25 protein-coding genes and 4 pseudogenes are annotated in these 26216 nt (G+C 60.5%); 18 read left to right on the top strand and 11 right to left on the bottom strand.

All coding sequences use genetic code 11. The annotated features are described in order from the left end of the window. Nucleotides 1-180 precede the first annotated feature (180 nt). Nucleotides 181-1254, top strand: a complete 1074-nt coding sequence (locus UP10_RS14045) for a class I SAM-dependent methyltransferase (RefSeq protein ID WP_044587933.1) — start codon at nucleotides 181-183, stop codon at nucleotides 1252-1254. A 32-nt stretch (nucleotides 1255-1286) separates the two neighbouring features. Here the strand turns inward: UP10_RS14045 and UP10_RS14050 are convergent, their stop codons facing one another. Further along, nucleotides 1287-1700, bottom strand: coding sequence for an IS5 family transposase (locus tag UP10_RS14050; protein ID WP_044587934.1), 414 nt, complete (start codon nucleotides 1698-1700; stop codon nucleotides 1287-1289). A gap of 255 nt (nucleotides 1701-1955) precedes the next feature. Here UP10_RS14050 and UP10_RS14055 point away from each other — a divergent pair. Both UP10_RS14055 and UP10_RS14060 read left to right on the top strand, forming a co-directional pair. Continuing rightward, nucleotides 1956-2378 (top strand): annotated as a pseudogene (locus UP10_RS14055) (divalent metal cation transporter); the annotation flags it as partial. A 121-nt stretch (nucleotides 2379-2499) separates the two neighbouring features. Further along, nucleotides 2500-2988, top strand: a complete 489-nt coding sequence (locus UP10_RS14060; protein WP_044587935.1) for a YciE/YciF ferroxidase family protein — start codon at nucleotides 2500-2502, stop codon at nucleotides 2986-2988. Between the two features lie 492 nt (nucleotides 2989-3480). Here UP10_RS14060 and UP10_RS14065 read toward each other — a convergent pair whose 3' ends face one another. Both UP10_RS14065 and UP10_RS14075 read right to left on the bottom strand, forming a co-directional pair. Continuing rightward, nucleotides 3481-4323, bottom strand: a complete 843-nt coding sequence (locus UP10_RS14065; protein WP_044587936.1) for a transglutaminase-like domain-containing protein — start codon at nucleotides 4321-4323, stop codon at nucleotides 3481-3483. A gap of 640 nt (nucleotides 4324-4963) precedes the next feature. Beyond that, nucleotides 4964-5200 carry a DUF6894 family protein gene (locus tag UP10_RS14075; RefSeq protein WP_044587938.1) on the bottom strand — a complete coding sequence of 79 codons (237 nt, stop codon included), beginning with the start codon at nucleotides 5198-5200 and terminating at the stop codon, nucleotides 4964-4966. A gap of 889 nt (nucleotides 5201-6089) precedes the next feature. Here UP10_RS14075 and UP10_RS44160 point away from each other — a divergent pair. Beyond that, complete coding sequence (locus UP10_RS44160) at nucleotides 6090-6404, top strand: ATP-binding protein (RefSeq protein ID WP_044587939.1); 315 nt, start codon at nucleotides 6090-6092, stop codon at nucleotides 6402-6404. A 114-nt stretch (nucleotides 6405-6518) separates the two neighbouring features. Here the strand turns inward: UP10_RS44160 and UP10_RS14085 are convergent, their stop codons facing one another. From UP10_RS14085 to UP10_RS14095, 3 genes are all read right to left on the bottom strand, one after another. Next, nucleotides 6519-6893 (bottom strand): response regulator, encoded by a 375-nt coding sequence (locus UP10_RS14085; RefSeq protein ID WP_044587940.1) that lies wholly within the window; start codon nucleotides 6891-6893, stop codon nucleotides 6519-6521. Nucleotides 6894-6978: 85 nt separating this feature from the next. After that, nucleotides 6979-8103, bottom strand: coding sequence for a PAS domain-containing sensor histidine kinase (locus UP10_RS14090; protein WP_044587941.1), 1125 nt, complete (start codon nucleotides 8101-8103; stop codon nucleotides 6979-6981). Continuing rightward, a complete protein-coding gene (locus tag UP10_RS14095; protein ID WP_044587942.1) occupies nucleotides 8096-8884 on the bottom strand; it encodes an alpha/beta fold hydrolase in 789 nt (262 codons plus the stop codon). Before UP10_RS14095 ends, UP10_RS14090 begins: the two co-directional genes overlap by 8 nt. Nucleotides 8885-9085: 201 nt before the next feature. Here UP10_RS14095 and UP10_RS44165 point away from each other — a divergent pair, with 201 nt between their 5' ends. Continuing rightward, the gene (locus UP10_RS44165) at nucleotides 9086-9304 is read left to right on the top strand and encodes an ATP-binding cassette domain-containing protein (protein WP_156179905.1); all 219 of its coding nucleotides are present in this window, start codon (nucleotides 9086-9088) and stop codon (nucleotides 9302-9304) included. Beyond that, nucleotides 9268-9680 (top strand): annotated as a pseudogene (locus UP10_RS43005) (IS30 family transposase); the annotation flags it as partial. The gene UP10_RS44165 and the pseudogene UP10_RS43005, both read left to right, overlap by 37 nt. Nucleotides 9681-10006: 326 nt before the next feature. Here UP10_RS43005 and UP10_RS14105 read toward each other — a convergent pair. Continuing rightward, nucleotides 10007-11917 (bottom strand): sensor domain-containing diguanylate cyclase, encoded by a 1911-nt coding sequence (locus UP10_RS14105; RefSeq protein ID WP_044587960.1) that lies wholly within the window; start codon nucleotides 11915-11917, stop codon nucleotides 10007-10009. 223 nt (nucleotides 11918-12140) lie between these two features. Here UP10_RS14105 and UP10_RS14110 point away from each other — a divergent pair. After that, nucleotides 12141-12387: pseudogene (locus tag UP10_RS14110) on the top strand (PilZ domain-containing protein). Nucleotides 12388-12448: 61 nt separating this feature from the next. Here the strand turns inward: UP10_RS14110 and UP10_RS44170 are convergent. The 3 genes from UP10_RS44170 to UP10_RS14120 form a co-directional block, all read right to left on the bottom strand. After that, nucleotides 12449-12607, bottom strand: coding sequence for a hypothetical protein (locus UP10_RS44170; RefSeq protein ID WP_156179909.1), 159 nt, complete (start codon nucleotides 12605-12607; stop codon nucleotides 12449-12451). A 311-nt stretch (nucleotides 12608-12918) separates the two neighbouring features. Continuing rightward, the gene (locus UP10_RS14115; protein WP_044587944.1) at nucleotides 12919-13161 is read right to left on the bottom strand and encodes a hypothetical protein; all 243 of its coding nucleotides are present in this window, start codon (nucleotides 13159-13161) and stop codon (nucleotides 12919-12921) included. Between the two features lie 295 nt (nucleotides 13162-13456). Next, nucleotides 13457-13666 carry a hypothetical protein gene (locus UP10_RS14120; protein WP_044587945.1) on the bottom strand — a complete coding sequence of 70 codons (210 nt, stop codon included), beginning with the start codon at nucleotides 13664-13666 and terminating at the stop codon, nucleotides 13457-13459. Nucleotides 13667-13785: 119 nt separating this feature from the next. Between UP10_RS14120 and UP10_RS14125 the strand changes: the two genes are divergently transcribed. The 3 genes from UP10_RS14125 to UP10_RS14135 are packed head-to-tail and all read left to right on the top strand — an operon-like array spanning nucleotide 13786 to nucleotide 15225. After that, nucleotides 13786-14130 (top strand): hypothetical protein, encoded by a 345-nt coding sequence (locus UP10_RS14125; protein WP_349643965.1) that lies wholly within the window; start codon nucleotides 13786-13788, stop codon nucleotides 14128-14130. A 4-nt stretch (nucleotides 14131-14134) separates the two neighbouring features. After that, complete coding sequence (locus UP10_RS14130; RefSeq protein WP_044587946.1) at nucleotides 14135-14572, top strand: hypothetical protein; 438 nt, start codon at nucleotides 14135-14137, stop codon at nucleotides 14570-14572. Nucleotides 14573-14583: 11 nt separating this feature from the next. Further along, complete coding sequence (locus UP10_RS14135) at nucleotides 14584-15225, top strand: TetR/AcrR family transcriptional regulator (RefSeq protein ID WP_044587947.1); 642 nt, start codon at nucleotides 14584-14586, stop codon at nucleotides 15223-15225. A gap of 19 nt (nucleotides 15226-15244) precedes the next feature. Here UP10_RS14135 and UP10_RS14140 read toward each other — a convergent pair whose 3' ends face one another. Continuing rightward, nucleotides 15245-15907, bottom strand: coding sequence for a TetR/AcrR family transcriptional regulator (locus UP10_RS14140; RefSeq protein WP_044587948.1), 663 nt, complete (start codon nucleotides 15905-15907; stop codon nucleotides 15245-15247). A gap of 206 nt (nucleotides 15908-16113) precedes the next feature. On the opposite strand from UP10_RS14140, the gene UP10_RS14145 reads away from it, so the two are divergent. The 8 genes and pseudogenes from UP10_RS14145 to UP10_RS44175 all read left to right on the top strand — a co-directional run bounded on the left by UP10_RS14145 (nucleotide 16114) and on the right by UP10_RS44175 (nucleotide 26133). Next, nucleotides 16114-16983 (top strand): sensor histidine kinase family protein, encoded by an 870-nt coding sequence (locus UP10_RS14145; RefSeq protein ID WP_044587949.1) that lies wholly within the window; start codon nucleotides 16114-16116, stop codon nucleotides 16981-16983. Continuing rightward, entirely contained in the window at nucleotides 16980-18110 is a 1131-nt protein-coding gene (locus tag UP10_RS14150) for an efflux RND transporter periplasmic adaptor subunit (protein ID WP_050043676.1), read from the top strand. Before UP10_RS14145 ends, UP10_RS14150 begins: the two co-directional genes overlap by 4 nt. Next, nucleotides 18107-19183: an efflux RND transporter periplasmic adaptor subunit gene (locus UP10_RS14155; RefSeq protein WP_044587950.1), complete on the top strand. Its 1077-nt coding sequence runs from the start codon at nucleotides 18107-18109 to the stop codon at nucleotides 19181-19183. The genes UP10_RS14150 and UP10_RS14155 overlap by 4 nt, the downstream gene beginning before the upstream one ends. After that, a complete protein-coding gene (locus UP10_RS14160) occupies nucleotides 19180-22332 on the top strand; it encodes an efflux RND transporter permease subunit (protein WP_044587951.1) in 3153 nt (1050 codons plus the stop codon). The genes UP10_RS14155 and UP10_RS14160 overlap by 4 nt, the downstream gene beginning before the upstream one ends. 878 nt (nucleotides 22333-23210) lie before the next feature. Then, nucleotides 23211-24362, top strand: coding sequence for a DUF3734 domain-containing protein (locus tag UP10_RS14165; protein WP_044587952.1), 1152 nt, complete (start codon nucleotides 23211-23213; stop codon nucleotides 24360-24362). A gap of 34 nt (nucleotides 24363-24396) precedes the next feature. Continuing rightward, on the top strand, nucleotides 24397-25188 hold the full coding sequence (locus UP10_RS14170) for an acetoacetate decarboxylase (protein WP_044587953.1): 792 nt from the start codon (nucleotides 24397-24399) through the stop codon (nucleotides 25186-25188). Nucleotides 25189-25308: 120 nt separating this feature from the next. Then, nucleotides 25309-25701: pseudogene (locus UP10_RS43015) on the top strand (AMP-binding enzyme); the annotation flags it as partial. Nucleotides 25702-25776: 75 nt separating this feature from the next. Beyond that, nucleotides 25777-26133: a hypothetical protein gene (locus tag UP10_RS44175; protein ID WP_210167964.1), complete on the top strand. Its 357-nt coding sequence runs from the start codon at nucleotides 25777-25779 to the stop codon at nucleotides 26131-26133. Nucleotides 26134-26216: the final 83 nt, after the last annotated feature.

Genomic DNA, 26216 nt, shown 5'->3' on the forward strand with positions numbered 1-26216 from the left:
CCTCACACATCCTCTTGCGGGCCGGAGCCGCAGCGTTCGCGCGATTGTAGCGTCCGGATGGCCATTTTCACGATTATTCTACGCTCCGCTTGACGGCCCAATAACTGCCGAAGCCTAGACTAGGCAGGCTAGATCACCAGGGTGCTGCGCTAGATTTCCCTTTCCAAACAGGAGATTAGGATGGCAAATCAACCCGTTTCGATCGATGAGAATAAGCTTAATCAGTTTGTCGGTCAGATGCTCGGCGACCTGGGCGGTGCATCCAGCGTCGCCATGGTCCGGTTGGGTGGCTCGCTGGGCCTCTACGAGATGCTTCACGAGAACGGCCCCATGACATCCTCGCAACTTGCCAAAATCGCCAAGGTGCACGAACGGTATCTGCGCGAATGGTTATGCCATCAGGCCGCATCCAACTATCTGGCGTATGATGCAAAGACTGAAACATTCTCGGTGACACCGGAGCAGGCGATGGTCTTTGTCGACGAGGGAAGCCCGATCTATATGAGGGGCGGTTTCGATGTCATGGCGTCCCTTCTCGACAATCAACCCAAAGTCCATGCTGCCTTCAAGTCCGGCGGGGGTGTGGCCTGGGGCGATCAGGCGAGTTGCATGTTTTGTGCGGTCGCCCGCTTCTTCCGGCCGGGCTATCACAACTATATCGTGCAGCAGTGGTTGCCGTCGCTTGATGGTGTCGTGGAAAAGCTCGAGCGCGGAGCCAAGGTCGCCGATGTTGGTTGCGGGCATGGCTGGTCAACGGTGATGATGGCCAAGGCATTTCCCAAATCGAGCTTTGTTGGCTACGACTTTCACCCCTCCTCAATCGAAGAGGCGCAGGCTCATGCTGAGATGCATGGCGTGTCGGCAAACGCGCGTTTCGAAGTAGGACTCGCCAAAGACTTCCCGGGCAAGGACTTTGATCTCGTAACTTGCTTCGATTGTCTGCACGATATGGGCGACCCTTCGGGCGCCAGCGCTCATATTAGAAAGTCCTTAAAAAGCGACGGCACTTGGATGATCGTCGAGCCAATGGCGGGCGACACGCTGGAGCAAAACCTCAATCCGGTCGGACGACTGTACTATGCAGGCTCGACCATGATTTGCCTGCCAACTTCGTTGGCCCAAGAAGTCGGCGCAGGGCTCGGCGCCCAGGCAGGCGAGAAGAAACTGTGCGAAGTAATAATGTCGGGCGGCTTTAAGACCGTTCGTCGAGCGACCGAGACGCCATTCAACATGGTGCTCGAAGCCAGGCTCTAGCTCGCGCGTCACGGCCTAGGGCCGATCGACATTCATTGCATCCAGATCATCGCGGCGGCGAGATGGATGAAGCCGGTAAAGCTGTCGGTTCGCCTGTCATAACGGGTTGCCAGGCGTCGGAAGTGTTTGAGCTGGCAGAAGCAGCGCTCGATGCGGTTGCGCTGTTTGTAGGCATTGGCGTCGTGCGGAATGATGATCCTGCGGGTGCGATTTGAGGGGATCACCGCCGTTGCGCCGGTTTCCGCGATGATCGAACGCAGGGCGTTGCTGTCATAGGCTTTGTCGGCGAGCACGGCATCGCCGCTCTGGCCAGCGAGCAGTGCGGGCGCCTGTGTAATGTCATTGACCTGCCCAGCCGTGACGGTGAAGCGGAGCGGACGGCCGTAGGCATGACAGTTCCTCCGCCATCCCGCCTCCGCGTCGCTCTCTAGCGAGCCGAAGACCATAGCTTCAAAACCGTCTTGCGTTTGATCATTTCTGGGAAATAATGGAAACGCCGTCCATGTCGTTGTGCAGGATGGCTTGCTGACTGCGGCTGTCCCATTTGAGGGTGACCCCGGACCAGTCGGTTTCTGTAACGGCGCGCGCCCGCTGGCCCGCTGTAGTGGGCGGCCTTCGTTGCGAGATCGCCGGCTGCCGTTCCCGACGACAAACCGCCAAGGTATATTGCAATCATGAGCACGATCGCAAAGGCCACATAGCTGCGGCCCATTGCAGGTTCACTTGCCGAAACAATATTCGCGCTTGGCGTCATCGGTACCGGCCTGTTGTCCGTTCCTGTCCTAGCCGGATCGGCGGCGTACGCGGTCGGCGAGGCGCGCAAGTGGCCGACGGGCCTCGCCCGTCAGCCTATGGAGGCCAAGGCTTTCTACGCGGTGATTTGCATCGCGACGATCGTGGGCATGATCATGAACTTCACTCCGATCGACCCGATCCGGGCCTTGTACTGGAGCGCGGTGATCAACGGCGTGGTCTCCGTTCCCGTCATGGCGATCATGATGTGGCTGGCAGCAGCACCGAAGGTCATGGGCGAGTTTGTCGTTGCCGGATGGGTCAAGGCGCTCGGTTGGGCGGCAACCGTGGTCATGGCGCTCGCGGTGGCGGCGATGTTTGCGATCTCATAAGGCCTACCGTGGTCCGGAAGCGCGCTCCGGAATCTCTCCGCGGGCGGCCGGAAAACCTGGAACGAAATCTTGAAACCGAAGTTGGGAGCGCATTGAAACGCACTTATGAGGGAGACAAAAAATGGCGGACAAGGACCTGAACGACCTCTTCCTGGATACCCTGAAGGATATCTATTTCGCGGAAAAGCAGATCTACAAGAATCTGCCGAAGATGGCCAAGGCCGCGGCTTCCGATCAGCTTCGGGCGGCCTTCGAAAAACACCACGGCGAAACCGAGGTCCAGATCGAGCGGCTCGAGCAGATCTTCGAACTGCTTGACAAGCCGGCGAGGGGAAAGACCTGCGATGCGATCCAGGGAATCCTCGAGGAAGGTAAGCAAATCATGGACGAGTACGAAGGCACGTCCGCGCTGGACGCCGGCTTGCTGGCCGCCGCGCAGGCCGTCGAGCATTACGAGATCTCCCGTTACGGCACCCTGAAATCATGGGCCGGAAAGCTGGGAATGAAAGACGCGGTCCGGCTTCTCGATCAGACGCTGTCCGAGGAAAAGAAAACCGATGATGCGTTGACCAACCTTGCCGGTAGCGAAGTGAACGCTGAGGCGGCATAGGGGCGATGAAAACAGGCGCCCCTCAAAGAGTAAAGGCGGTTGACGGGCGGATGTACCCCGAAGGCCGCCGGCAAGGTCCCGGAGCAAATCCGGGACCTTGCTTTTTTCGCTGTAATTTTCTTGACCGGGACTTGCCTGCGGAGCGGAGCAGGTTATTTCACGAGGCTGGTTTCCGCTTGGTTTTCCCCACCCTTCATCGCGCATCGAGACGGGAGCCCGATGTGATTTGAGTCCCAGCGGAATAACACCGTCATCACCAACTAGCCGTCGAGGCCTGCAATCGACGCCGAAATGGAATTCGTACGAACCCTATCGAATACGACGTAGAGTTTGGCCGCCACAGCCAGTGCCAGGAGTATCGGCACCGTAATGAGGAGTGCGCTGCGTGGTTTCAGAAATGCCTCTGAAGGACGTCCTTGGGATGATCGAAGATCGTGCCGGGATGCAGCAGCCAGGGCCAGTAACCGGTAAAGCTACCGTAAATTGCTTCGGTTAGGCTGCTTCCTTCAACGCGCTGTCCTGACCGGTCTCCTTGAACTCCTCGGTCGTCACATTGAAACGGACCAATTGTGCGGTACCGAAAGCCGTTGAAATAGCGACATCGGCCGCGTCACGTCCCCTCGCAATCAGTATGCGTCCAATGCGGGGATGATTGTGCCTCGCATCCAACGTGAACCAACGACCATCAAGAAACACCTCGTACCATGCGCTGAAATCCATGGGGGCCGTATCAGGAGGAACGCCGATGTCGCCGAGGTACCCCGTGCAGTACCGCGCGGGGATGTTCATGCATCGGGAAAGCGTCACGGCAAGATGGGCGAAGTCCCGGCAGACGCCGCGACGTTCTTCGTGGCCTTCCGAGGCCGTCCGATCTCCCCGCGCATGATGGTAGCCGAACTCAATGCGCTCGTGAGCGTAGTTGCAGATCGCCTGCGCTCGCTGCCAGCCGCTCTGGATGCCGCCAAAAAGCAACCATGCCAGGGTCGACAGTTTTTCGGTGTCGCAGTAGCGACTAGCCAACAGGAACGGAAGAACGTCACCGGGCAATTCGGCTACGCCCCACTGTTGCGCCGTTTGGCATACCTCATCCGGCAGTCCGCTGTCCTCGACAACGAACTCGCTGCGCACTTCGAGCAGCCCAGGTGGCGCTACGAGCCGGGTGCAGATGTTGCCATAAGGATCGAAATAGTCTCGCGCATCCACGCGGGGCGAAAACTGCATCAACTGATCGCTGAGAATGTCCCCATCGCGTGAGGGGTGGGTGGTTAACATGAGCACCATGGGAACCGCGTAGGGGCATTGAAAAGCGATGTTGTAGCCTGCCCGAATTTTCATTGACGCCTCCGTTGAAATAGCTCCGCTTGGAAAGCGCGATCGGGGAGGTTCGTTCCGACGAGTTGTGATTGAATTTTACGCCCAATTCCGGACAGCCCCGATTTGCAAAGCCCGAGTTAGTCCAAGGGGTGCGGTGGCGGATTTTTATTCCGAAGACCCGGCCGCTTTCCAAGACCTAAACCATCAGCTGAAATGCCGTGTCTTCACCTCGATGCCCTCGATGTGCAGGAACATAGATGTCCCTCGTTTTGAACCCTTCCGGTACTGCCTCGATGGAATTCGTCGCGGCGCCCGTGCGGCAACGGGAACCGTCGTCGCACGCCGATGGCGGCGAGATCGGCGGGCAGGGCGGTCAGGGCGGTCAGCCGGTTGGCGCCCCGAAATTGCGTATCGAAAGAGAGCGATTTCGAAACCTGTGGCCGCCAAACGGTGTTCGGATCAAGGAATCGGTCTTCCGAAGGATTTCGATATCGACCAACCGAGGGCGAACCTGGGCTTTAAGGTAATCAAGAGCCTGGTCGCTCAACTCGACGGGCGCATTGCGGTGGTGCGCAACACGCCAAAAGGCGTAACTGTCCAACTTGATGTGCCATTGGAAGCCAGCCCGGGTTAAGCAGTATCCGCGACAACGGAGGCAGCCTCAATGCCTTGTTTGGCGCAGTTCCCAAACGAATTTGGCTTCCACAACCGGCCCGCCAGTATCGCGGACTGCTATACTCATCTGGCAAAACGGGTAACAACCAATCTCGTCCCGGGCCAGGTCGGCAAGGGAGCCCGCCGCTTCCTCTTGGGCCGCCTGGACACTCGGAAGGTCTTCCCCCTCTTCATCAATGGCGACCTTGTCGCCCTCGCGAATATCGAAAAAATACCGAGTCATGAAGGTCGAACGCCGCCCGGGACGGCGTGTTCCTACAAGATTTCGCCGGGCGACCTAACAGGTCCCGCGACCAATCGATAGGTCGGCACCCAAGCCGTGTTCCAGGTTTCCATCGTCTGGCCGCACACCGAGCATTCGAAGCTGCTTATCTGGCGAGCCGGTGCCATGGACTCGGTGCAGTCATAAATCGTGCCACACTGGCAGGATCGGTGATGAGATTCGGGCATTCCGCTTTATGCGCCCGGAATTCAAAACAGGCCACTGCGTATTTCAACCGGGGTCACCAGGGGTCGAAACAGGCCAGTACCCATAAATCGTGAGTGAAGGTTCACGGCCTAAGCCGGCGTTATTCGACCCTTGCCAAGACACTGCTTGCAGGGTGGCGGGAAGATCTTGCGGACCGGATTGGCTGGTTGCGCCACCGTAGGGATCCCCGTGCCATCGCAGGCCGGGCATTTGACTTCCGTCGATACGGCTGGTTTCAGGTTCTTCATCGCAATCACTTCCTGGATATGATTCCGACGCCGGCCATGTCGTTGTGTAATACGGACTGCTGGCTCCGGTTGTCTCATTTGACGGTGACCCCGGCCCAGTCCTTTTCTATCACGGTGCCCAGGTCATTTTTGTCGTCACGCCAAACACGCGGGTGCCGACGTCTAATAATCTCGATTGTGAGCCGGTCATTTGTTGTGCCGTTTCGCTGCGGTCGCATGAGCGGCCACATTGGCTGCTTGGTGCGGCGATAGCCATGGTCGTAGCCAATGCTTTTGCCGCCTGCGCCGCGCTGAGTACGCTTGCGGCCTTGAGGTTCAGATATCTTCCATTGGATCCTTAAGCCGCCAAAACTCGCGATGTGGAGTAGCGACGGTTCGACTTGCCGCCAGGCGGATTGCGAGGCCCGCCATCCATCTCGCACAAGGCTTCGAGTACGCTCTCTCTGGCCCTCCATGAGCTTGCCACCAACGCCATCAAATATGGCGCGCTGTCATGCCCCGAAGGCAAGGTAGGTGTGGAGTGGAGCGTCCGCGAGGGAATGTTGCATTTGGACTGGGAGGAAAGCGGCGGGCCTCCGGTTGCGCCACCGACCAAGAACGGCTTCGGCAGCCGGCTCTTCCAAGAGTTCGTTGTCAGCGACCTGGACGGATACACGAAACTCGATTTCGACGTCTCGGGCGTACGATGCAACATCACCGCCAGACTGTAAGCGCGAAACCGCTCCCGGACTTCCTCGTTCGCGAATGGCCTCGCGATGCGCGGTTGCGGTCCGCCAAGCGGCGCCAAGTAAGTTAGAAAAACCGGTTCCCTGGCGGGCACCGCGCTAGTTGGCTGTGCCGGTCAACCCCCGCAGCGCGGCGACCAGTTCCGCGCCACGATACGGCTTTGGCAGGAACAAGCTCCCGGCCGGCAAATCGTTGTCCCCCGCCACCACGCGTCCGGAGGTCGCGATGATCTTGATCGGCGGCCAGCGGTCGCGGACGAACCGGGCAAGCTTAAGCCCATCCATCGAACCCGGCATCTGGATATCGGTGAAGACGACTCGGATATCGGGACGAGATTTGAGGATTGCGATGGCCTCATCGGCGTTGGCAGCCTGGACCACTTCAAATCCGGCGTTCCCGATCGTCTCGGCGGAATCCAACCTTAACAAGAATTCGTCTTCCACGATCAAGATCACCGGGTCACCGCGCGACATTTTTATTCCTCCGCTCTGCCAAGCGGTTAGGCAAGGTTTTGTTCCGTTTCGTCCGGAGCTCAGGATCGTGTCCGCGGCATGTTGATCACGGTACTGCTCGAACGAGCGGCATCTTAAAAACGAACCGTGTTTCATCAAGCGTCGAGGTGACGTCGAGTCTTCCGCCGTGCGCCTGCGCGATTTGCGAGGCAATATGTAAGCCGAGCCCGAGGCCCTGGCGGCTGTCGCGAACGTCACCCCGAAAGAAGGGCTCGAACAGCTTTTCGATGGCTGCCGCTGGAATGGGTTCACCGGCATTCGCAACCCAGAGCTCGAACACGCCGCCCTCCGTTTTTGCGCCCACGTGCACTGGCTGATCTCGAGCTCCATGGGTAAGAGCATTTCCAATTAAATTCGACACCAGTTGGCCGATACGCGTACGGTCGCAATTGACAGGCTCGGCGATTTCGAAGCTGGTCTCGATCACGCGCTGGGGTGACGCGGTCCGCAATTCATCGACGACCTGCTCAAGAACCGGCTCCAGCGGCCGGTTGCCGTCGCGGCTCAACTTGATGCCGCCGCCCAGCCTCCCGCGTGCGAAATCCAGGATGTTATCGATTAGGTCGGACATGCGGGTGACGGTGGAATTGATCATATCGAGGACGCGGAGGTGCTTGTGCTCCTGCAGCGCCCCCGACCGCTGCAGGATCCGCGCGCCGGCGCTGATAGCTGCGAGCGGGTTGCGGAGGTCGTGTCCAAGGACGGCGATGAACTGCTCGCGCAGTTCCGCGGTCTCACGCTCGGTCGCAAGTCCCCTTTGAAGCTCGGACCTGGAATCCACCAATTGGCGTTCGTAACGCCGCCGATCAGTCGCCTTGATGACCACCAAGGCCGTGAACAGCAAACCTCCGTCAGCATCCCGGCGTTCGACCGCGTGGGCGATTACGGGCAGCCGCTCGCCGGTAGCGGTCTCGAAGTCCAACGCGAATTCGTTGAAGAAACCCTGCATCCTCAGCAGGGGCGCGATGTGGGTTTCGTAATAGATGCGGCCGGCCATGTTCAGAAATTGATGGACGCGCCGGCCGATGAAGTTGTCAGCTTCGAAACCCGTCCAAGCAATGAGCGTGGCGTTGACCTTGGTAATGCGCCCGTCCGGGCCAGTCGTAAGGTAGCCGCAAGGGGCGTTCTCGAACAGATCCCTGTACTCGTCGATGGGCCCCAGCTCAGACATAGGCCCGGATGGCTGAGACGACCTCTGCGGGAGCGCTCAGGTTCGGACAGTGCCCGGTGGCCTTGAGGAAAACGATTTCGCTTCCCGGGATCCGGCTGCGTACGAATCTACCGACCTCCTCGGAAGCGATGATGTCCTCGCTGCATTGAAGGATCAAGGTTGGAACCATGACCTTGGCAAGATCGCCTCTATTGTCTGACGTGAAGGTGACGCGCGCGAAAGCCTTTGCGATCTCCGGATCGGTCCGGCAAAAGCTGTTAGTCAATTCCTCGCCGAGTTCCGGGCGGTCAGGATTGCCCATGATGGATGGCGCCATCGCTGCGGACCACCCCATGTGATTGTCCTCCAGGAATTCGAGAAGCTCCGCGATCTGCTTCTCGCTGAAGCCGCCCACGTAGTCGCCGTCGTCGATGTATCTGGCGGACGGGCCGACCAGCACCATCCGCCCGAACAGGTCCGGAGCCTTCAAAGAGGCCAGCACTCCGATCATTGCGCTGACGGAGTGGCCCACGAACACCGCGTATTTTAGCCCCAGTGCCCGGCCGATCTCCACCACGTCGTCGGCATAGCCGTGCAGCGTCGAATATTTCGCCTTGTCGTAAGCCGATAGATCTGACCCGCCGGCGCCGACGTGGTCGAAGAGCACAACTTTGAAGTCGCCCTCGAATTCCGGCGCTACGAAGCGCCACATATTCTGGTCGCAGCCGAAGCCGTGGGCGAACACGATTGCCCGACTACCCTTTCCACTCACGTGGACATTGTTTCTAGCCAGTACATCCATACTCGATCTCTGATTGTCCCTGGACGCTCAAGTGTCGTTACGCGCGATCGCGCGTGTCGCAAGGCCCCAAGACCCAAGCCCTGTAGCTGCTGTTGGTTCCACAGCACGAAGCACACGGCCACGAGCTTTAAGCATCCCACCTAGGCCGCGTTCGTCGGACCAGCCAGGGGACTGGCGGCCCACTTCGCAGCGTGGGTTTTCATGGGGTCTACCTGGTCGCACTTCAGACAGCGAAGCTCGGTTCGGCCTGTGCGATCGGTCATTGCCATCAATGGCGCCGGCAAGACTTCCCTGATACGCACGATTCCCGGCATAATACGTCCATCGAGTGGACGAATTCGTTGGTGCGGCAGGGACATCGCAGAGATGTCGCCTTGGGAATTATTGCAACGCTTGTCGAACGCCATTCGCGATACGTGATGCTGGTCAAGGTTGCTAACAAGGACACCGAAAGCGTCGTCTCGGCGCTGATCAAGCAATCGCAGCGATTGCCTGGCGAGCTTTACCGGTCGCTGACCTGGGACAGAGGCAAAGAGCTTGCCGACCATCAGCGCCTGACCTTGGCCACCGAGGTCGAGTCTATTTTTGTGACCCTCGGTCTCCCTGGCAGCGCGGCTCAAACGAAAACACCAACAGAGTACTGCGCCAGTATCTTCCGCGCGGCACTGATCTGTCTTTGCACAGCCAGGCCAAGCTCAGTGCCATCGCAAGGCAGCTCAATGAAAGGCCCAGAAAGACCTTGCTCTATCAGACGCCTGCTGAGAAGTTCGCAGAATGTGTTGCAGCGATCGGTTGAACTCACCGCGCAAACCGGCCGCTCGTAAGTGGAAAACGTCCAGGTTCCAACCTAGGGAGATTACTTAATCGTTGGCCGTCTGCTCTGGCGCGAGCAGGCGCCTGGCCATATTGGATTTGGAATGAAAAACACTCCCCCGCTTGAAACCTAACGGTTGCCAAGAATTGTCTATGATCGACGGAACAGCGAGAAAAATCTGCCCGTTTCGAGTATTGCTCGGTTTGACCCTGGCTGTGTGAAAACGCGGCTGAGGCTACCGACCGGTAAGCAAGCCGACTCACGGAGGTCTTCAGGTGCGGCTCGAGGTAGGGGCGAGCCGGGCCAGATCACGCGCTTTTTGCGCCCGGCCAGGCGAGCACTTGCCCTGACATGACCAGCCGGTCACGGCCGTTCTCCTTGGCCGCATAGAGGGCCCGATCGGCTGCTGCCACCAGGGAATCGTCAGCCGTTGCTTGGGCGGGAATGTTGGTTGCACCGCCCAGGCTGACCGTAACCAGTTTGGAGGGCGGATTCAGCGCGTGCAGCATGCCGAGATCGCGAAGCGCCTCGCGCACCCGCTCGGCGACTTCCACGCAGCCGTCGGCGTCGGTGTTTGGCAACAGCAGCGCGAACTCCTCGCCGCCGTACCGTGCGGCCAGATCCGCCGGCCGCCGGATCTGCGCCGCGAGAATACGGGCCAGCGAGCGCAGGCAGGCGTCGCCGGCCTGGTGGCCGTATTGATCGTTGAACTTCTTGAAGTGATCGACGTCGACCAGCAACAGCGAAAGCGGCGTGCCATCGCGCTTGGCCCGCGCCCACTCCTCCGCGAGACGCTCGTCGAAGTGCCGGCGGTTCGCGATCCCGGTCAAGCCGTCCGAGGTGGCAAGCGTCGCGAGCTTGTCCTGAAGGTCCTTCTGCTCGGTCATGTCCCGCGAGATCGCCACCACGCCATCGATCTCGTTGCTCGCGGAGGATCGGGTGACGCGCAACGCGGTCTCGACCCAGATCTCGGTCTTTTCGCGGTGGGGGGTCCGGTAGATGATCCGTGCCTCTTCGGCTTCGCCGCTCTTCAGGGCGGCGATGGCTTGTTCCACGCGGGGCCGGTCCTCCGGATTGATCCCCGCAAGCGCTGGCCTTCCGAGCAGTTTGGCGGGATCCCACCCGAAGATGCGGGCACAGGAGGGCGAGGCGTAAAGAATGCACTCATCCATCCCGATGCGCATCACGACGTCGCTACATTGTTCGGCCAACAGACGAAAGTCCGCTTCCTTGGCCACCAGAGCGGCCGCCATACGTTGTCGCTGCGAAAGATAGCGCACCAGGTAAAGGCCTAACAGGGCAAGCGATAGCGTCAGGCCCGTGACGATCGCCATTCGCACGAACGCCTGCTGGCGCCACGATGCCAGGACATCGTCCTGCGCCTTAGTTGCTAGAACCAGGAACGGATAACGGCTGCTCAACTGGTAGAAGCTCAGCCGCTGTAGCCCGTCCAGAGGAGATTTGAAATAGTAGACGCTGGCGACAGGTCGATCATGCAGCGTCCGGAAAAGTGGCGACTTGGACATATCGCGTCCGACATAGGCACCTTCGTCGTCGCGGCTGCGCGCCAGCATGATGCCGTCGGCATTCAAGAGAGATATCGCGCCGTTGGGGCCGATATCGAAGTGGCGGTAGAACTGCATGAAGTAGGCCACGTCGATGCTCGCCAGCACCACGCCCGCGAAGCTCCCGTCGGGATGATTGAATCGGCGGGATGCGGTGATGATCCACTGGCCCCCCGACCGGCTCTTGACCGGGCGGCCGATCAAAGTCGCCCGCTCGCTTGAAGTTCGATGGCGCTGGAAGTAGTCGCGGTCGCTGTTATTGAGACCGGCGGGATCGACCTCTTCCGTGGTGGCGAGCCAGCGGCCCGTCTCATCGTAGACGAAGATGCCGCGGATACGGTTTCGGTTGTACTTGCGCGACTGAAGAAACGTGTGGATCTTGGCGACGGCGGCCGGACTCGTTCCGCCTACTTCCATGCGGTCGACCATGCCGGTAAGGATTGTGTCGGCTAGGTCGAACGTGTCCTCGGCGTGCTGCGTCAGCGAACCGGCGAGATTGGCCATGTCCACTTCGGCGTTCGTCAGATCGACCTGGCGCGACTCCCACTCGCGCCATCCGCTCAGCGCCAGGATGGCGACGCATGCCAACCCAACAAATCCCGCCACCCACAAGGGAAGACGGGCCTTGCTGATTTCGTGACGGCTGCTTGGCATCTGAGGCTGCTCCGTTCCGAGCACGCTCACACGCAGGCCTTAATGCCGGATTGCCCTCAGATAGAGACATTGCCTGAACCGGTAAGTATTCGTCATCGCGCCGCGTCGAATATTAGCAGCTGTGGTGACCGCGCGTTAACCAAGGTCCACTCCAGCTTTCCGAAGAGTTGGCTTGAGCGCCATCTCACGCGTCGGCGTTGCACTCATCCTGCGTAGGTCTGCGATGGAAGAACATCGAGCAGCACTCCGGCGGCGAACTGCTCAAGGCGGGCACGATCTCGTTCGGCGGGGGCGCGATCGACTGCACGGTCCGCAATCTATCGGACGCTGGGGCGGCGCTGGACGTGATATCGCCGGTCGGCATCCCGGACCGCTTTATGCTTGTCGTGGAAACGAATCAAAGCGAGCTGCCTTGCCGCATCGTTTGGCGGAAAGAGAAGCGAATCGACGTACGGTTCGAGGCGAGTTAGCTTTCCAAGATCAGTCCGCGGCACGTCGCCGGCAGATTGAGGGGGCACGTTCGCGCGGTGGCTAACTCTCCATTTCTTCCTGTTCGCGCAAGCGGGCCATCAGCGCACGGATCGGCTTCGGCAATTCCTGTTCTTCTCTCAAGATCGAACGAAGTCGCTCGCCGACTTCTTGGACGATGGCGCGGCTATGTTTGTAGTCAATGTCGATGGAGGGTCGCATCCGCTGTCTCCGCTAAACATCTGACCTGCCAACACTTGGGCGGGTCGGATGGTTTCGGTTCCCTCTGCACAAAGAATCGCCGACGCGACGGGAGGGCGTGGCGGGACGGATGACGATGGGGTGCGCTTCGCGCGCAGGAGGCAAACTCGAGGTTTGTGCCAAATGCGTGCACCGGGGTCGCTTCAGGGCGACACGTCGCCAGTATCTACGCAGCTAGTCGGCATTCGTTTCGTGGCGAGCGCGATTACCCGAAACGGCCCTCGTGGAAGTGTTGGCGCGATCGGCAGGCCCGCGATTTCTCTCCCTTTGCTTCACATGAAAGCGAGAACGATTCCCATCCCGACGAGAGTATACAAGCCCGTCACGGTCAGACCGAGGCGGACATCGACGATAGAGGTATCGGATGGGAGGTTGAGAGGTCTGACCTGCATTTGCACTTCCTCGCGCAACTGTTCGGCCCCATGTACACCACGCGCGGCGCGCGGAATCGTTCCGATGGAAAGTGCGATGCGGAACCGCGATTTTCGAAGGAACAATTCTTCATCCAGGAACAAACTACAGTTCCATGGCTTCGAAGATCGCGGTATCGTCTTCGACGCGCAAGCTAATCTGCATCACGACCGGGCCTGCCAACTGCTTCCGGTCCCTTCAGCTCCGAGAGGCGATCCGGACCGGCGGATGCGTGGAATGCGATTCTATGAGCCTGCTCGGCAGGGGTCGCGGGCAACAGGGAATTGGCTGCAAAGAGCAGCACGAGCAACGCTCCGCCGACCCATAGAAAGTAACCCCGCACGGGAGCTTGAGTATCGACTGAGCCGCGCGCACGCGTTGACAAGACGGATGTGCTGCTCACAGCGCCCCGCTCCCGCGCTGAAATCCCTTTGGCGTGATCCAGGACCGCTCGCCGGCGAACGCGTGCAGCCCGGCAAGCAACGATATCGTGACGCCCAGCAGCAGGCTCAGGCCCACGAGGGACAGAGCCACGATCAGGTTCAGGGATGCGAGCGCAAGCGCCGGCCACGGATTTTCCTTCGCGAGCGACCACAAAAGCGTTGACATTCTTGGCTCCATAAATATACTATACCGTATATTTCATATACACCCCGGTCTGAGGGATGTGTCAAGAGCGAAGAGTCACAAGCGCGTGTTCAGACTGTTTGAAGGGCGGGTCTCGGAGCGTGACGCTGCATTTGCCCGTTCGAACGAGCGATGCTCAACAGAAGAAGGGATTCGATATGTTCAAGTACACATTTGTCGTCATGCTGGCGGCTTTGTTCGGCAATGGGACTGCCATTGCCCAGGAGAACCGCGGCACTGCCGAGCAGAGGGCAGCATGCGCGCCTGACGCCTTCCGGCTGTGTCTTAGCTACATCCCTGACGCCACGAATGTAGAGGCCTGTCTCAGGCAAAGAAAATCAGACCTGAGTGATGCTTGCAGAGCCGTCTTCGATCACGCTGCGGAAGCTGCTTCGGTCAGGACAGGAGGATCGTCGCCCTATCGCGGCGCGAGAGAGGAGGAATGATCGCATGAACACGATATATGCTCCTGCTTTCGCCGCCTTCGGAGGCTCGGCCTTTGGAGCGATCTCCACGATCGTAACTGGATGGGTGACCCGGCGTCGCAGGCTTCGCGAGCGTCACTATTCCCGGTCGATTTCCAAGCGCGAGCGGCTCTATCGAAGCTTCATCGAGGAGGCTTCCCGACTCTACGCCGACGCGCTCGTCAGCGACAAATCCGAGATTCCGCAACTGGTCAATCTGTATGCGCTCATAGGGCGGATGAGGATTCTCTCCAGCGATCAAGTGGTTCAAGCCGCGGAGCGGGCAGGTCGCCTGATCATCGAAACCTATCTGTCGCCAAACCGCGAATTTGGCGATCTGCCTGAGTTTCTAGAGGAAATGGATCCTTTGCGTGGCTTCGGAGAAGCCTGCCGACGCGAACTGCATTCGATCCCATCTCACTGAGGTCCCAAGCAATGCAGGAACCTATATCTCAGGCCGGATCGCCGGGCATTCGTCAGAGGATCGCACAAGCAGCGATCCGATTGTACCGCCAAATCGGATTCAAAAAGACCACCGTCGCCGATATCGCTCGCGGAGCGTCGATGTCGCCCACCAACGTCTACCGCTTCTTCGCTTCGAAGCAGGCGATCGAAGAGGCGGTCGTGGCGGATTTGTTCGAACAGGTCTCCGCGGCCGCGACGCTTGCGGTTCTCTTGAGCGGCTCGGCTCTGGACCGTCTAACGGCGGCTTTGAGCACAATCTCGCAGCTGCACGAACATCGGCTGCAGAACGATCGCGAGCTAAACGAATTGGTCGCCGCAGCGGTAAGCGGAAGCTGGGCAGTCGCGCTGTCTTACGCAGACCGAATCCGGGGGCTGGTGCGCACGATCATTGCTGGCGGACAGGCGAGCGGCGAACTGCGACCGGGAAGTCCGATGGCGATGACCTGTTGCCTGCTTGAAGCAATGGACGGATATCTCAATCCGTCGCGGATCAACGCGGCTGCCGTTCGGCCCACGTTTGACGAGATGATGGATTTCTGCGCAGGCGCCTTGCATCACCAGTCGATCGACCTGGCCGCCGACTTGCGTCCCAAAGCCGTGGCGCAAGGATAGCGGGTGGGGTGTGGTTGATTCACGGCCTCCAGTCTGCCTCGCAAGCCGCAAGAAAGAAATTGACCCGTTCGTGCAGGAAGGTCGGCAGCTCTTTTTTGAGATCCTTCAGTTCCTCACCCATCAGAGATCTCATAAGCATCGGAAGCAGGATGAGATCCATAAACATCTGCGCGGTCGCTACGCTCCGCTTTGCGCTGAAAGGTCCTTTGGGTGAGCGCGCGACCCTCTGCGTTGCCTCGTTCAAGAGCTGCGAAACTGCCCCAGCCGCGCGGTCGCGCGCCGCGTCGTGAACATTTCGGCTCAACTCGGGAAATCGCCGCGCCTCGGCGATCGTCGCGCGCGTGAGGTCCAACGTGTCCTCGACGAATCTCTCGACGATCTCGATGCCGAGATTGGCGAGCTTTTCCTGGATGGTGCGGCCTGCCGGCGTGAACCCCTCGAAATTCGTCAATCCGTTGATGGTCCGGGCCACCACAGCCACGAACAGCGCCTCCTTGCCGGGGAAATGGGCATAGATGGTCGGTTTGCTCGCAGGGGCCAACTCGGAGATGTCGTCAATGCTGGCGCTCCGAAACCCTTTCTCGAGAAAGAGCTGCTGGGCTGCATCGAGAATCCGCGCCTGGACGTCGCCGGCCAGGTCCTTGGGCGGTCTGCCACGTTTCGGGCTTTTGTTCTTCGCCATCACGATCTCCTAGTTACGAGTTTGCAGATCCCGCTTGACATGCAGGGAAAGAAAATGCAAGAAAAAGAAAATATACGGTTTAGTGTATTAAAAGGCCACCGCAGACGGCTCTGCTTGCCGGGACTGCGACAGCCCATCCAGATGACCGGCTGGCCGCCACATGCGCGTTCGGCCGCCGCCCATCCGGACAACCAGAGGAGATCACAGTGAGTGTGTGCCGCCCGGACTCGCCAATCGAGGAGCAGGGCATTCTGCTGCATGAATTGAATAACCGGATCAATAATGGGCTCGCCTCGGCGATCAGCCTGGTCTCGGCCGCGGCGGTCCGGGTTGAGGGGGCGGAGGCCAAGCGCGCCTTAGGCGACGTGGTCGAACTGTTGCATGGTCATGCCGATGTGCAGCAGGCGCTCGCAATGCCCAAGGGCAAGGCGCTGATCGACGCCGCGACATACGTCCGCATGATGGGCAGCGCCATGCGCCGTTCGTTGCTAGATCGAATGAATATCGGGTTGGTCCTCGCCACCGAATCTCTTCCGCTCCAACCAGAGCGATGCAGGCGGCTCGGATTGATCGTCCACGGGCTCGTAGCCGACGCCGCGAAGCATGCGTGCTTCGAGGCGCGGACCGGAGAAATCAGGATCAAGCTGTCACGAATCGGCACGCTGGTGAATTGCGTCATCCTGGACAATGGGTCGCGGTCGGCACGGGGCGCCGTGGGGCGCGGACTCCGGATCAGTAACGATCTTGCCAAGGGTCTCGGCGGCCGGGTCGAGCACGGCTTTGGCGACGAGTTCACGTCTGTCGTTGTGTCGTTTCCACTGACAAAGCGTGAGTGGCAGGCGAACTGGACGATGGTGAAGCGTCGCATCAGACAGTCGCCTCGCCGGTCAAAAGTCAGCCCATCCAATGGCTCGGCGTTTTGCACTGGAGCAAGCTTCCCGGATCGGGACAGCCGGCCCGTTGCAACCCGACCGGATCCGAGTCCGTCTCGCGGAGTTCAACTGGTCTCTGCCCGTCAAGCGGCGGATGTGCTGGGCGAGTTGTTGTCACCTGGTCACCGCATGGACGTGTCATGAAACAGAATACGAACCAAACTGAAGTCGTTGGAACTGCCCGCAAGGGCAAGTTGAGGGGGCCTGGCGGCCTTGCGGTCGCGCTTGTCGCAATCGCGCTGAGCGGCTGCAACGATCACGCCGCAGCTCCGGTCATGCGCGCGGCAATCGTGCGCACAGAGATCGTGCAGCCGCGCGACCGACAAGGCTCCGTCACCCTGACCGGCGAAATCCAGGCCCGGTTTCGCGCCGACCTCTCGTTCCGCGTCAGCGGACGTGTGGTCGCGCGCTATGTCGATGTTGGCGCCCGCGTCCAGGCTGGCGAAGTCCTGGCTTTGCTCGATCCCGCCGAGCAACAGGCCGACGTCGATGCCGCAACTGCGGCGGTGCTGGCCGGAGAATCTCAGCTACGCGTGGCCAGGGCGACCTTCGAACGGCAAAAGGCGCTGATCGCAAGCGGTTTCACCACGCGGACGGTCTACGATCAGGCGCAGGAAGGATTGCGAACCGCAGAAGGTGCCCTTGAAGCAGCAAAAGCGGAGCTCGGAACGTCGAAAGACGCCCTCGGCCATACCGCGCTGCGCGCCGAAGCGGCAGGCGTGGTCACCGCGCGCAATTTAGAAGTCGGCCAGGTCGTACAGGCCGCGCAGCCGGTCTTCGGCCTGGCGCAGGACGGGGAACGGGATGCCGTGTTCGACATCTACGAATCCCTCTTGTTTGGCGATCTCGATGACAGCCGCGTATCGCTGGCGCTCGTCTCCGACAAAGGCGTGACGGCGAGCGGGCATGTCAGGGAAGTCTCGCCCGCGATTGACGCGAAGAGCGCGACCATCCGCGTCAAGGTTGCCATCCATGATCCATCGGCCGCGATGACGCTTGGAAGCGCCGTTGCAGGAACCGTCAAAGCGAGGGCCCAGCAGCAGATCGCATTGCCCTGGAGTGCATTGGCGGCGGCGGGATCGAAGCCCGCGGTCTGGACCGTTGATCCGGCGACCAAAACGGCCGCGCTGAAGCCAGTGACGATCGGCGGTTATGAAGCCCGTGAAGTGCTGATCAAGGCGGGCCTCGAGCCGGGCGAGCGTGTCGTGATCGATGGGGGCAAGCTGCTGAGCGTTGGCCAGGCCGTGACATATGAGGGAGACCGGTCATGAAGAGAAACGCCATGATTGCAGCCGGCACGTTTGCATCCGCGCTGGCGCTGGCTGGATGTCAGCAGGACGCGAAAGCGCCCGACCCTGTACGACCCGTGCTGTCGATGGTCCTTGAGCCGAGCCGCACGGACGGCATGGTCGCCGTGGGCGTTGTTGAGCCGCAGTACAAGACCAATCTCGCCTTCCGCGTCCTGGGACGTCTGACCGGGCGTCCCGTCTCGGTTGGCGACCTCGTCAGCGAAGGACAAACTGTAGGTGTCATCGATCCCACGGCACTGGAGTTTGCGGTACGCTCGGCCAAGGCTGAGCTGACGAAGGCCGAGGCGCAGCTTTCGACCGCAACGGCGACGGAAGAGCGGCAGCGGACCCTCATCACAACCGACGCCACCACGAAGCAGACGCTGGACAATGCCGAGCAGGCGCGGGCCGGCGCCGCCGCGTCGGTGGCGCACGCACAGGCCAACCTGGTCAAGGCGATCGAGCAACGGGGCTATGCACAGATCAAGGCCGATTTCGCCGGCGTGGTCACCGCGGTGGGCGCAGAAGTCGGACAGGTGGTCTCTCCCGGCCAAAATGTCGTGACGGTTGCAAGGCCCGACATCAGGGAGGCGGTGGTCGATATCGGGGAGGATTTCCCGGTGCCGCTTGAAATCGACTTGCCATTCACAGTCGGCTTGCAGCTGCTCCCCGCCGTGCAGGTAGAGGGCAAGGTTCGCGAGATCGCCCCGCAGGCGGACCCGGCGACACGACTGCGGCGAGTCCGCATCGCCCTGAACAATCCGCCTGAAAGCTTCCGCTTGGGCACGACCGTTACGGCGAAGCTCGGCGAAGTCCAAAGTCCGACATTGCGCGTCCCAGCCTCAGCGGTGCTCGACAAGGATGGCGCGAATTTCGTCTGGGTCGTCGAACAGCCTGCGAACACCGTCTCGCTGCGCAAGGTCGATCTCGCCGGGGACCGCGCAGGTGCCCGCGTCGCCGGCGGGCTCGCCCCCGGCGCGCGCATCGTGACCGCCGGAATCCATAGCCTCAAGCCAGGACAACAAGTCCGTATCGAACAGGATCAGAAGCCATGAAGTCGTTCAACCTCTCCGACTGGGCGCTCCACCATCGTTCGCTCGTCTGGTATTTTATGATCGCCTTCATGGCAGCGGGTCTCTTTGCCTACCTTCAGCTTGGTCGTCAGGAAGATCCCGATTTCACCATCAAGACCATGGTGATCCAGGCGCAGTGGCCGGGCGCATCGCCCGAAGAGATGACGCGCCAGGTCACCGACAGGATCGAAAAGAAGCTCGAGGAGCTGGAATCGCTCGACTACACCAAGAGCGTGACGGTCGCGGGCCAGACCACCGTATTCGTCTATCTGCGCGACACGACAAAGGCAGCCGACGTCAAGCCGACCTGGGTCCGCGTCCGCAACATGATCGCGGATATCAAGGGTGAATTTCCGCAAGGCGTGATCGGACCGGGCTTCAACGATCGCTTCGGCGACGTGTTCGGTAACATCTATGCCTTCACCAGCGACGGCTTGACCCAGCGTCAGCTGCGCGACGAGGTCGAGGGCATCCGCGCCAAGGTCCTGACCGTGCCGGATGTGGGCAAGGTCGACATTCTGGGAACACAGGACGAGGTGATTTACCTCGAATTCTCTACCCGGAAGGTCGCGGCCCTTGGCCTCGACGTCCACTCGATCATGGCTTCTTTGCAGGGACAAAACGCGGTCGCGCCGTCCGGCGTCTTCCAGGACGGGCCCGAGCGGATCAGCGTGCGGGTCAGCGGCCGGTTCACGTCGGAGGCAAGCCTGAACCCGGTCAATCTTCGGATCAACGACCGCTTCTTTCCGCTCACTGACGTCGCGACCATCACGCGCGGTTATGCCGACCCGGCCAAGACCTTGTTCAGGTACAACGGCCAGCCGGCAATCGGGCTTGCCATCGGCATGAAGTCCGGCGCAAACCTGCTTCACTTCGGCGAGGCGCTGAAAGAGCAAATGACGAAGGTCATTGCCGACCTGCCGATCGGCGTCGGCGTTCACCTGGTCGCCGATCAGCCGGTCGTTGTCGAGCATGCGGTGTCGGGCTTCACCGAAGCGCTGTTTGAGGCCGTGGTTATTGTTCTCGCCATCAGCTTTCTCAGCTTGGGCATGCGCGCCGGGCTTGTCGTTGCAATTGCGATCCCACTGGTTCTCGCCATTACCTTCGTGGTGATGAACTATGCGGGCATTTCATTGCAGAGAATTTCGCTGGGCGCGTTGATCATCGCGCTGGGCCTTCTGGTCGATGACGCCATGATTGCCGTCGAAATGATGGTGGCCCGGCTGGAGGTCGGAGATCCCCTCGAAAAGGCGGCGACCCACGTCTATACGTCGACCGCTTTTCCCATGCTGACGGGCACGCTGGTCACCGTCGCGGGCTTCATTCCGATTGGGCTGAACAGCAGCAATGCCGGTGAATTTACCTTCACCCTGTTCGTGGTGATTGCGGTCTCCCTGATCGTGTCATGGATCGTCGCGGTGCTGTTCACCCCGCTGCTCGGCGTCACCATTCTGCCGGCAAAGATGAAGAGGCACCACGGGGAGAAGGGCCGGGTGGCGCAGATGTTCGCCCGCCTGCTGCTCATCTGCATGCATCACCGCTGGATCACCGTCGGCGTGACGGTTGCAGCCTTCTTCGTCGCGTTGTTCGGCATGACATTCGTGCAGCAACAGTTCTTTCCCTCGTCAGACCGTGACGAGCTGGTGATCGACTGGAATCTGCCGCAAAATGCCTCGATAGCAGACACCAACGCGCAGATGGCGCGCTTTGAGCGCGAACAGCTGCAGGGCAATGGCTCCGTGGAGCATTGGTCGACTTATGTCGGCACCGGCGCGCCGCGGTTCGTACTGTCGTTCGACGTGCAGACGGCCAATGCATGGTTGGGCCAGCAGGTGGTCGTGACCAAGGGCGGCATAAAGGCGCGCGACCGCGTCAAGGCGCAATTTGAGGAATATCTCAGGAAGACGTTTCCCGGTACCGATACCTACGTCAAGTTGCTTGAGGTCGGCCCACCCGTGGGACGTCCCGTGCAATACCGCGTGAGCGGGCCAGACATCGCGAAGGTCAGGGATCTCTCGCAGGCACTCGCTGGCATCGTCCGGAGCAACCCCGATCTCGGCAACGTCGTGTTCGACTGGATGGAGCCTGCGCGCGTCGTCATGGTCGACGTTCTCCAGGACAAGGCGCGCCAACTCGGCGTGACGTCGGAAGACATCGCCACGGCCGTGAACTCGGTGCTCGAGGGCACCCCGATCACACAGGTTCGCGACAGCATCTATCTCGTCAGTGTCACGGGACGGGCGACCGCGGTCGAGCGCGGCTCGATCGATACGCTCCGGGATCTGCAGTTAACCGGGCAGGGCGGGCAGTCGGTGCCGCTTGGGGCCGTGGCCAATCTGCGCTACGAGATCGAGCAGCCGACGATCTGGCGCCGTGCGCGCATTCCAACGATTACGCTGAAGGCTGGCATCGTCACTAGCGTCCAGCCGAAGACAATCATGGACCAGTTGGCGCCGAAGGTGGCAGAGTTCGCCAAAGAATTGCCGGCAGGTTATTCTGTGGCGATCGGCGGCTCCGTGGAGGAGAGCGCCAAGAGCCAGTCGCCGATCGTGGCCGTCGTTCCGCTGATGCTGTTCGTCATGGCCACGGTCCTGATGATTCAGTTGCAGAGCTTCCATCGCCTGTTTCTGGTGTTCGCGGTCGCGCCGCTCGCCGTGATCGGCGTCGTCATGGCCTTGCTGCCGAGCGGCGCACCGCTTGGGTTCGTTGCCATCCTCGGCGTGCTGGCACTGATCGGCATCCTGGTCCGAAACTCGGTGATCCTGATCGTGCAGATTGAGGATCTGAGGAAGGAGGGGCGCCCGGCCTGGGATGCCGTCGTGGAAGCGACCGAGCATCGCATGCGGCCGATCCTGCTGACAGCAGCCGCTGCAAGTCTCGCGCTGATTCCGATCGCGCGCGAGATTTTCTGGGGCCCGATGGCCTACGCGATGATGGGCGGCATCATCGTCGGCACGCTGCTGACGCTCCTGTTCCTGCCGGCGCTCTATGTGGCGTGGTTCGGGATCCACCCTGATCACGACGATGGCGGGCCAGTGCAAGAGGCCGTTGAACCGGCGCACGACACCCATTCGTCTAACCCGACTCTCGCGCCGGCCGCGCCGATGCCAGTCCTTGAAACGCAAATCTAAAACGGAGACTATAATGTCCAGGAAGACACTCTTGACGCTGTCCGTCAGCGTAACGCTCGCAACGATTTCGTTGGCACCGACTGCGGTTTTTGCGCAATTTCCTCCGCCTCCTCCAATGGGGCCGGGCGGTCCTCCTCAGATCGCGGCCGGAGGTCCTCCCGCATTCGCAGGTCCTCCTCCCATGGGGCCCGGGGGTGCGCCCCGCGCCGGCTTCGGCGGTCCGGCTCCTCGGCTGGGCGCGGGTGCCGGTCCTCGCGGCGATCTGAGGGCGCTTGGCGGCGTCCGCGCTGGCGGTCGTGATGGACCCGCGGCTGCGCGCGCGGTCCAGACTCGTTCTGGATCGGTCAGCGACGGCCGTTCCGGAAGCTTCAGCCATGGTTATGGCGGGCGGCGATACGGCTATGGTGCAGCCTACGCCGCTGGAGCCTATGCCGGCTATGCCTACGGCAGCTCGAACGATGACTCTTATTCCGATAGCGACTGCTACTACGCCTACAGTCGCCACCGCCGCGTTTTAGTTTGCAACTAGCCAACACGATTCGGGCAGGGCGGACCTCACCGGCGACCATTGCGGTGGATATCGTAAGCGCGTCGGCTTTGCTGGTGCTCGTAATAGAGACCGGTTCGTTCACCGCGGTGGCGTGACGTCGAAGCAGATTTTGGCGTGCGTCAGCGTGTCGAGCCGGTCGGGCAGTCGACAACAGCGTCGGGCGAACGTGACTCAATCAGTTGCAGCACGAGGTTGTGAACGCGCTCGCTTGACAAGGCAAATAATAAACTATACGGTATATTTTATTAACTAGGATCACGAACCCCGCCACGGCTGCGTTCCGGACAGAGCGCGGACTTGGGCAATCGCAAATCAAGAGCACGGAATCATGAACTTTCAGCCTCGCCCACACCTCGCGACCATCGACCGGCGTCCGCCGTTCGATTGCATAGCGTTACTCTTACAGGGCGGCGGCGCTTTGGGGGGCTACCAGGGAGGCGTCTACGAGGCCTTGGCCGAAGCCAACATCCATCCCGATTGGATTGCCGGCATTTCGATTGGAGCGATTAACGCTGCAATCATCGCGGGCAATCCGCCCAACTCCCGAGTTGACCGGCTTCGCGAGTTTTGGACGCAGGTGACGTTGGACGCGCCGTTCACCGATTTGATGAATAGCGATCAGACCCGCAATTTTCTCAATCAGGTGAATGCAAGCTTTGCGGCGGTGTTTGGCGCAAACGGATTTTTTTCTGCGCGGCCACTGGCGCCATGGCTACAAGCGGGTGGAACGCTTGCCGCCACGAGCATCTACGACACGAGCGCGTTGAAGACGACACTGGAGCGCCTCGTCGATTTCGATCGTATCAACGCCGGTATGACGCGGTTCAGCGCAGGTGCCGTCAATGTGAGGACCGGCAATCTGGTCTATTTCGACACTGCGACGCATACGATTCGGCCCGAACACATCCTGGCAAGTGGGGCGCTGCCGCCGGGCTTTCCGTCGGTCGAAATCGATGGCGAACATTATTGGGATGGCGGCCTCGTATCCAACACACCGTTGCAATATGTGATTGAGTGTGGCGCCCGTCAGGACACGCTCGTGTTTCAGGTCGATCTCTGGAGTGCGCGCGGCCAGATTCCGCGCAATATGGCCGACGTCGTGACGCGGCAAAAGGAGATTCAATACTCAAGCCGCACGCGAGCGAGCACAGACCAGTTCAAGAGCCTGCACCGATTGCAGCGAGAGCTGGCGGCTCTCTTGAGCAGGCTGCCTGAAGATCTGCGCGAGCAAGAGGACGTCAAGCTGCTCAGGACAGCTGCCTCTCACAACGTGCACAGCCTCGTCCACCTGATCTATCGCGCGCGGGACTACGAAGGCCACTCCAAGGACTACGAGTTTTCCCGCCTCTCCATGCAGGATCATTGGCGCGCCGGTTATCACGATGCGTTGCGCACCCTTCGTCATCCCGAGGTGCTGGCCCGCCCGACCAGCGCGGACGGCGTCTCCACATTCGATCTTGAGCAGGATGGGCGCGAGTAGGCCAGGCCGGTCATTCCAGTCACAGGAGAATTCAATGCACGAGAATGAAGTGGTGAGCCGGGCGTTTGCGATGCCGCTCACCAATCCGGCCTATCCGCCGGGACCGTATCGTTTCGTCAACCGCGAATACCTGATCATCACTTACCGCACCGATCCGGCGAAGCTGCGATCGATCATTCCGGCTCCGCTCGAACTCGATGAACGCGAAGCGCTGGTCAAATACGAATTCATCCGCATGCCGGATTCCAATGGTTTTGGCGACTACACCGAGAGCGGCCAGGTCATCCCGGTGTCGTTCCGGGGGCGCAGGGGCGGCTACACCCACTCCATGTTCCTGAACGATGAAGGACCGATCGCGGGGGGCCGGGAGCTCTGGGGCTTTCCGAAAAAGCTCGGCCAGCCTACGTTGCGGACCGAGATCGATACGCTCATCGGCACTCTGGATTACGGTCCGTTGCGGGTAGCAACCGGCACGATGGGATACAAGCACCGCGAAGCCGACCTGGCGCAAGTCAAGGCCGCTCTCGAGGAGCCGAACTTCCTTCTCAAAATCATTCCGCATGTCGACGGCACTCCGCGGATCTGCGAGCTTGTCGAATATCACCTTGAGCAGCTTGTCTTGAAAGGGGCGTGGACCGGACCCGCGGCTCTCGCTTTGACGCCTCACGCCCTGGCTCCCGTGGCCGAGTTGCCGGTTCTCGAGATCGTGTCCGCGATTCACATCCGCGCAGACCTTACCCTGGGGCTGGGCGAGGTCATTCACGACTATCTGCAACAGCCGGTTCGACGCTCGGTCCGGAGCTACGAGAGAAGTCGGGTCACATGACGGACAACCACGATCGGCTGCGCGAGCCCGGAAGCACCTCGGCGTCCAGCCGCAAGACCGTCACAGATCAACAAGGAAAGGCGAAATGGATATTCTGAAAGGTAAAGTCGCAGTCGTGACCGGCTCTCGACCGGCGGCATGGAGGAAATTCTCGCCTCCCATCCGGATGTCGCGGAATGCGCGGTGCTCGGCATCAAGGACAATATCGAGGGCGAGGTGCCCTGCGGCTTCGTGGTGCTGAAGGGCCGGCGTCAGCCGCAGTCCAGATCTGATCGAAAAGGAAATTGTGGCGCTGGTGCGTGAAAAGCTCGGGCCGGTCGCGGCGTTCAAGCTCGCGATCACGGTCGGTCGCCGCCAAAAACCCGTTCGGGCGAAATCCTGCGCTGCATCATCAAGAAGATCGCCGATGGCGATACCTGGTCGATGTCGGCGACGATCGGGGATCCCAAGGTGCTCGACGAAATCACTTTCGCTCTGTCGGCCGTAAGAGCCGACCCCAAGGCGATGCAGTGATCTCGACGACGCCCGCCCGGGTCGAGATCTGGATGACGGTCTCTCCAAACGAGCCCTTGGACGTGCCCGCCGCCGATGCAAGGCTCATGCGTCGGTCGCCGTTCGCAAATATTTTGTTTCGCCGACGTTAATCCTGCCAAAGATGGTCTTGTGGATTTTTGGAGGAAAGCACTGGCTCCGCCGCATCCACGTTCATCTTCCAATCAGTTTTTCGTTGCCGGCGTCCTATGCTTTTTCTCATCCGCTCGTGAAAGTCCGCGATCTTCCTCGGGCTACGGGGCTCTGGCCGTTGATTCCTCGCCCAATATCGAGCATGGCGTCGATCCCAGCGCCAAGGGTGAGATCACCGCGGGCTTTTTTGCCTTGCACTTGCGGCGCGCGTTCTACCGCCAGATCAGCCATCATGAAGAACTGCGGTCGGGCATGGCTTAGTGCTAAATGATGGCTGATCTAATGTGCTGCTGCGTACGAACGAATGCGGTTCACGTGACTACAGCCCAAAGAGAGCCCAAGAA

Origin of the sequence: Bradyrhizobium sp. LTSPM299, from assembly GCF_000938235.1 — a bacterium.
Taxonomy (GTDB): domain Bacteria; phylum Pseudomonadota; class Alphaproteobacteria; order Rhizobiales; family Xanthobacteraceae; genus Bradyrhizobium.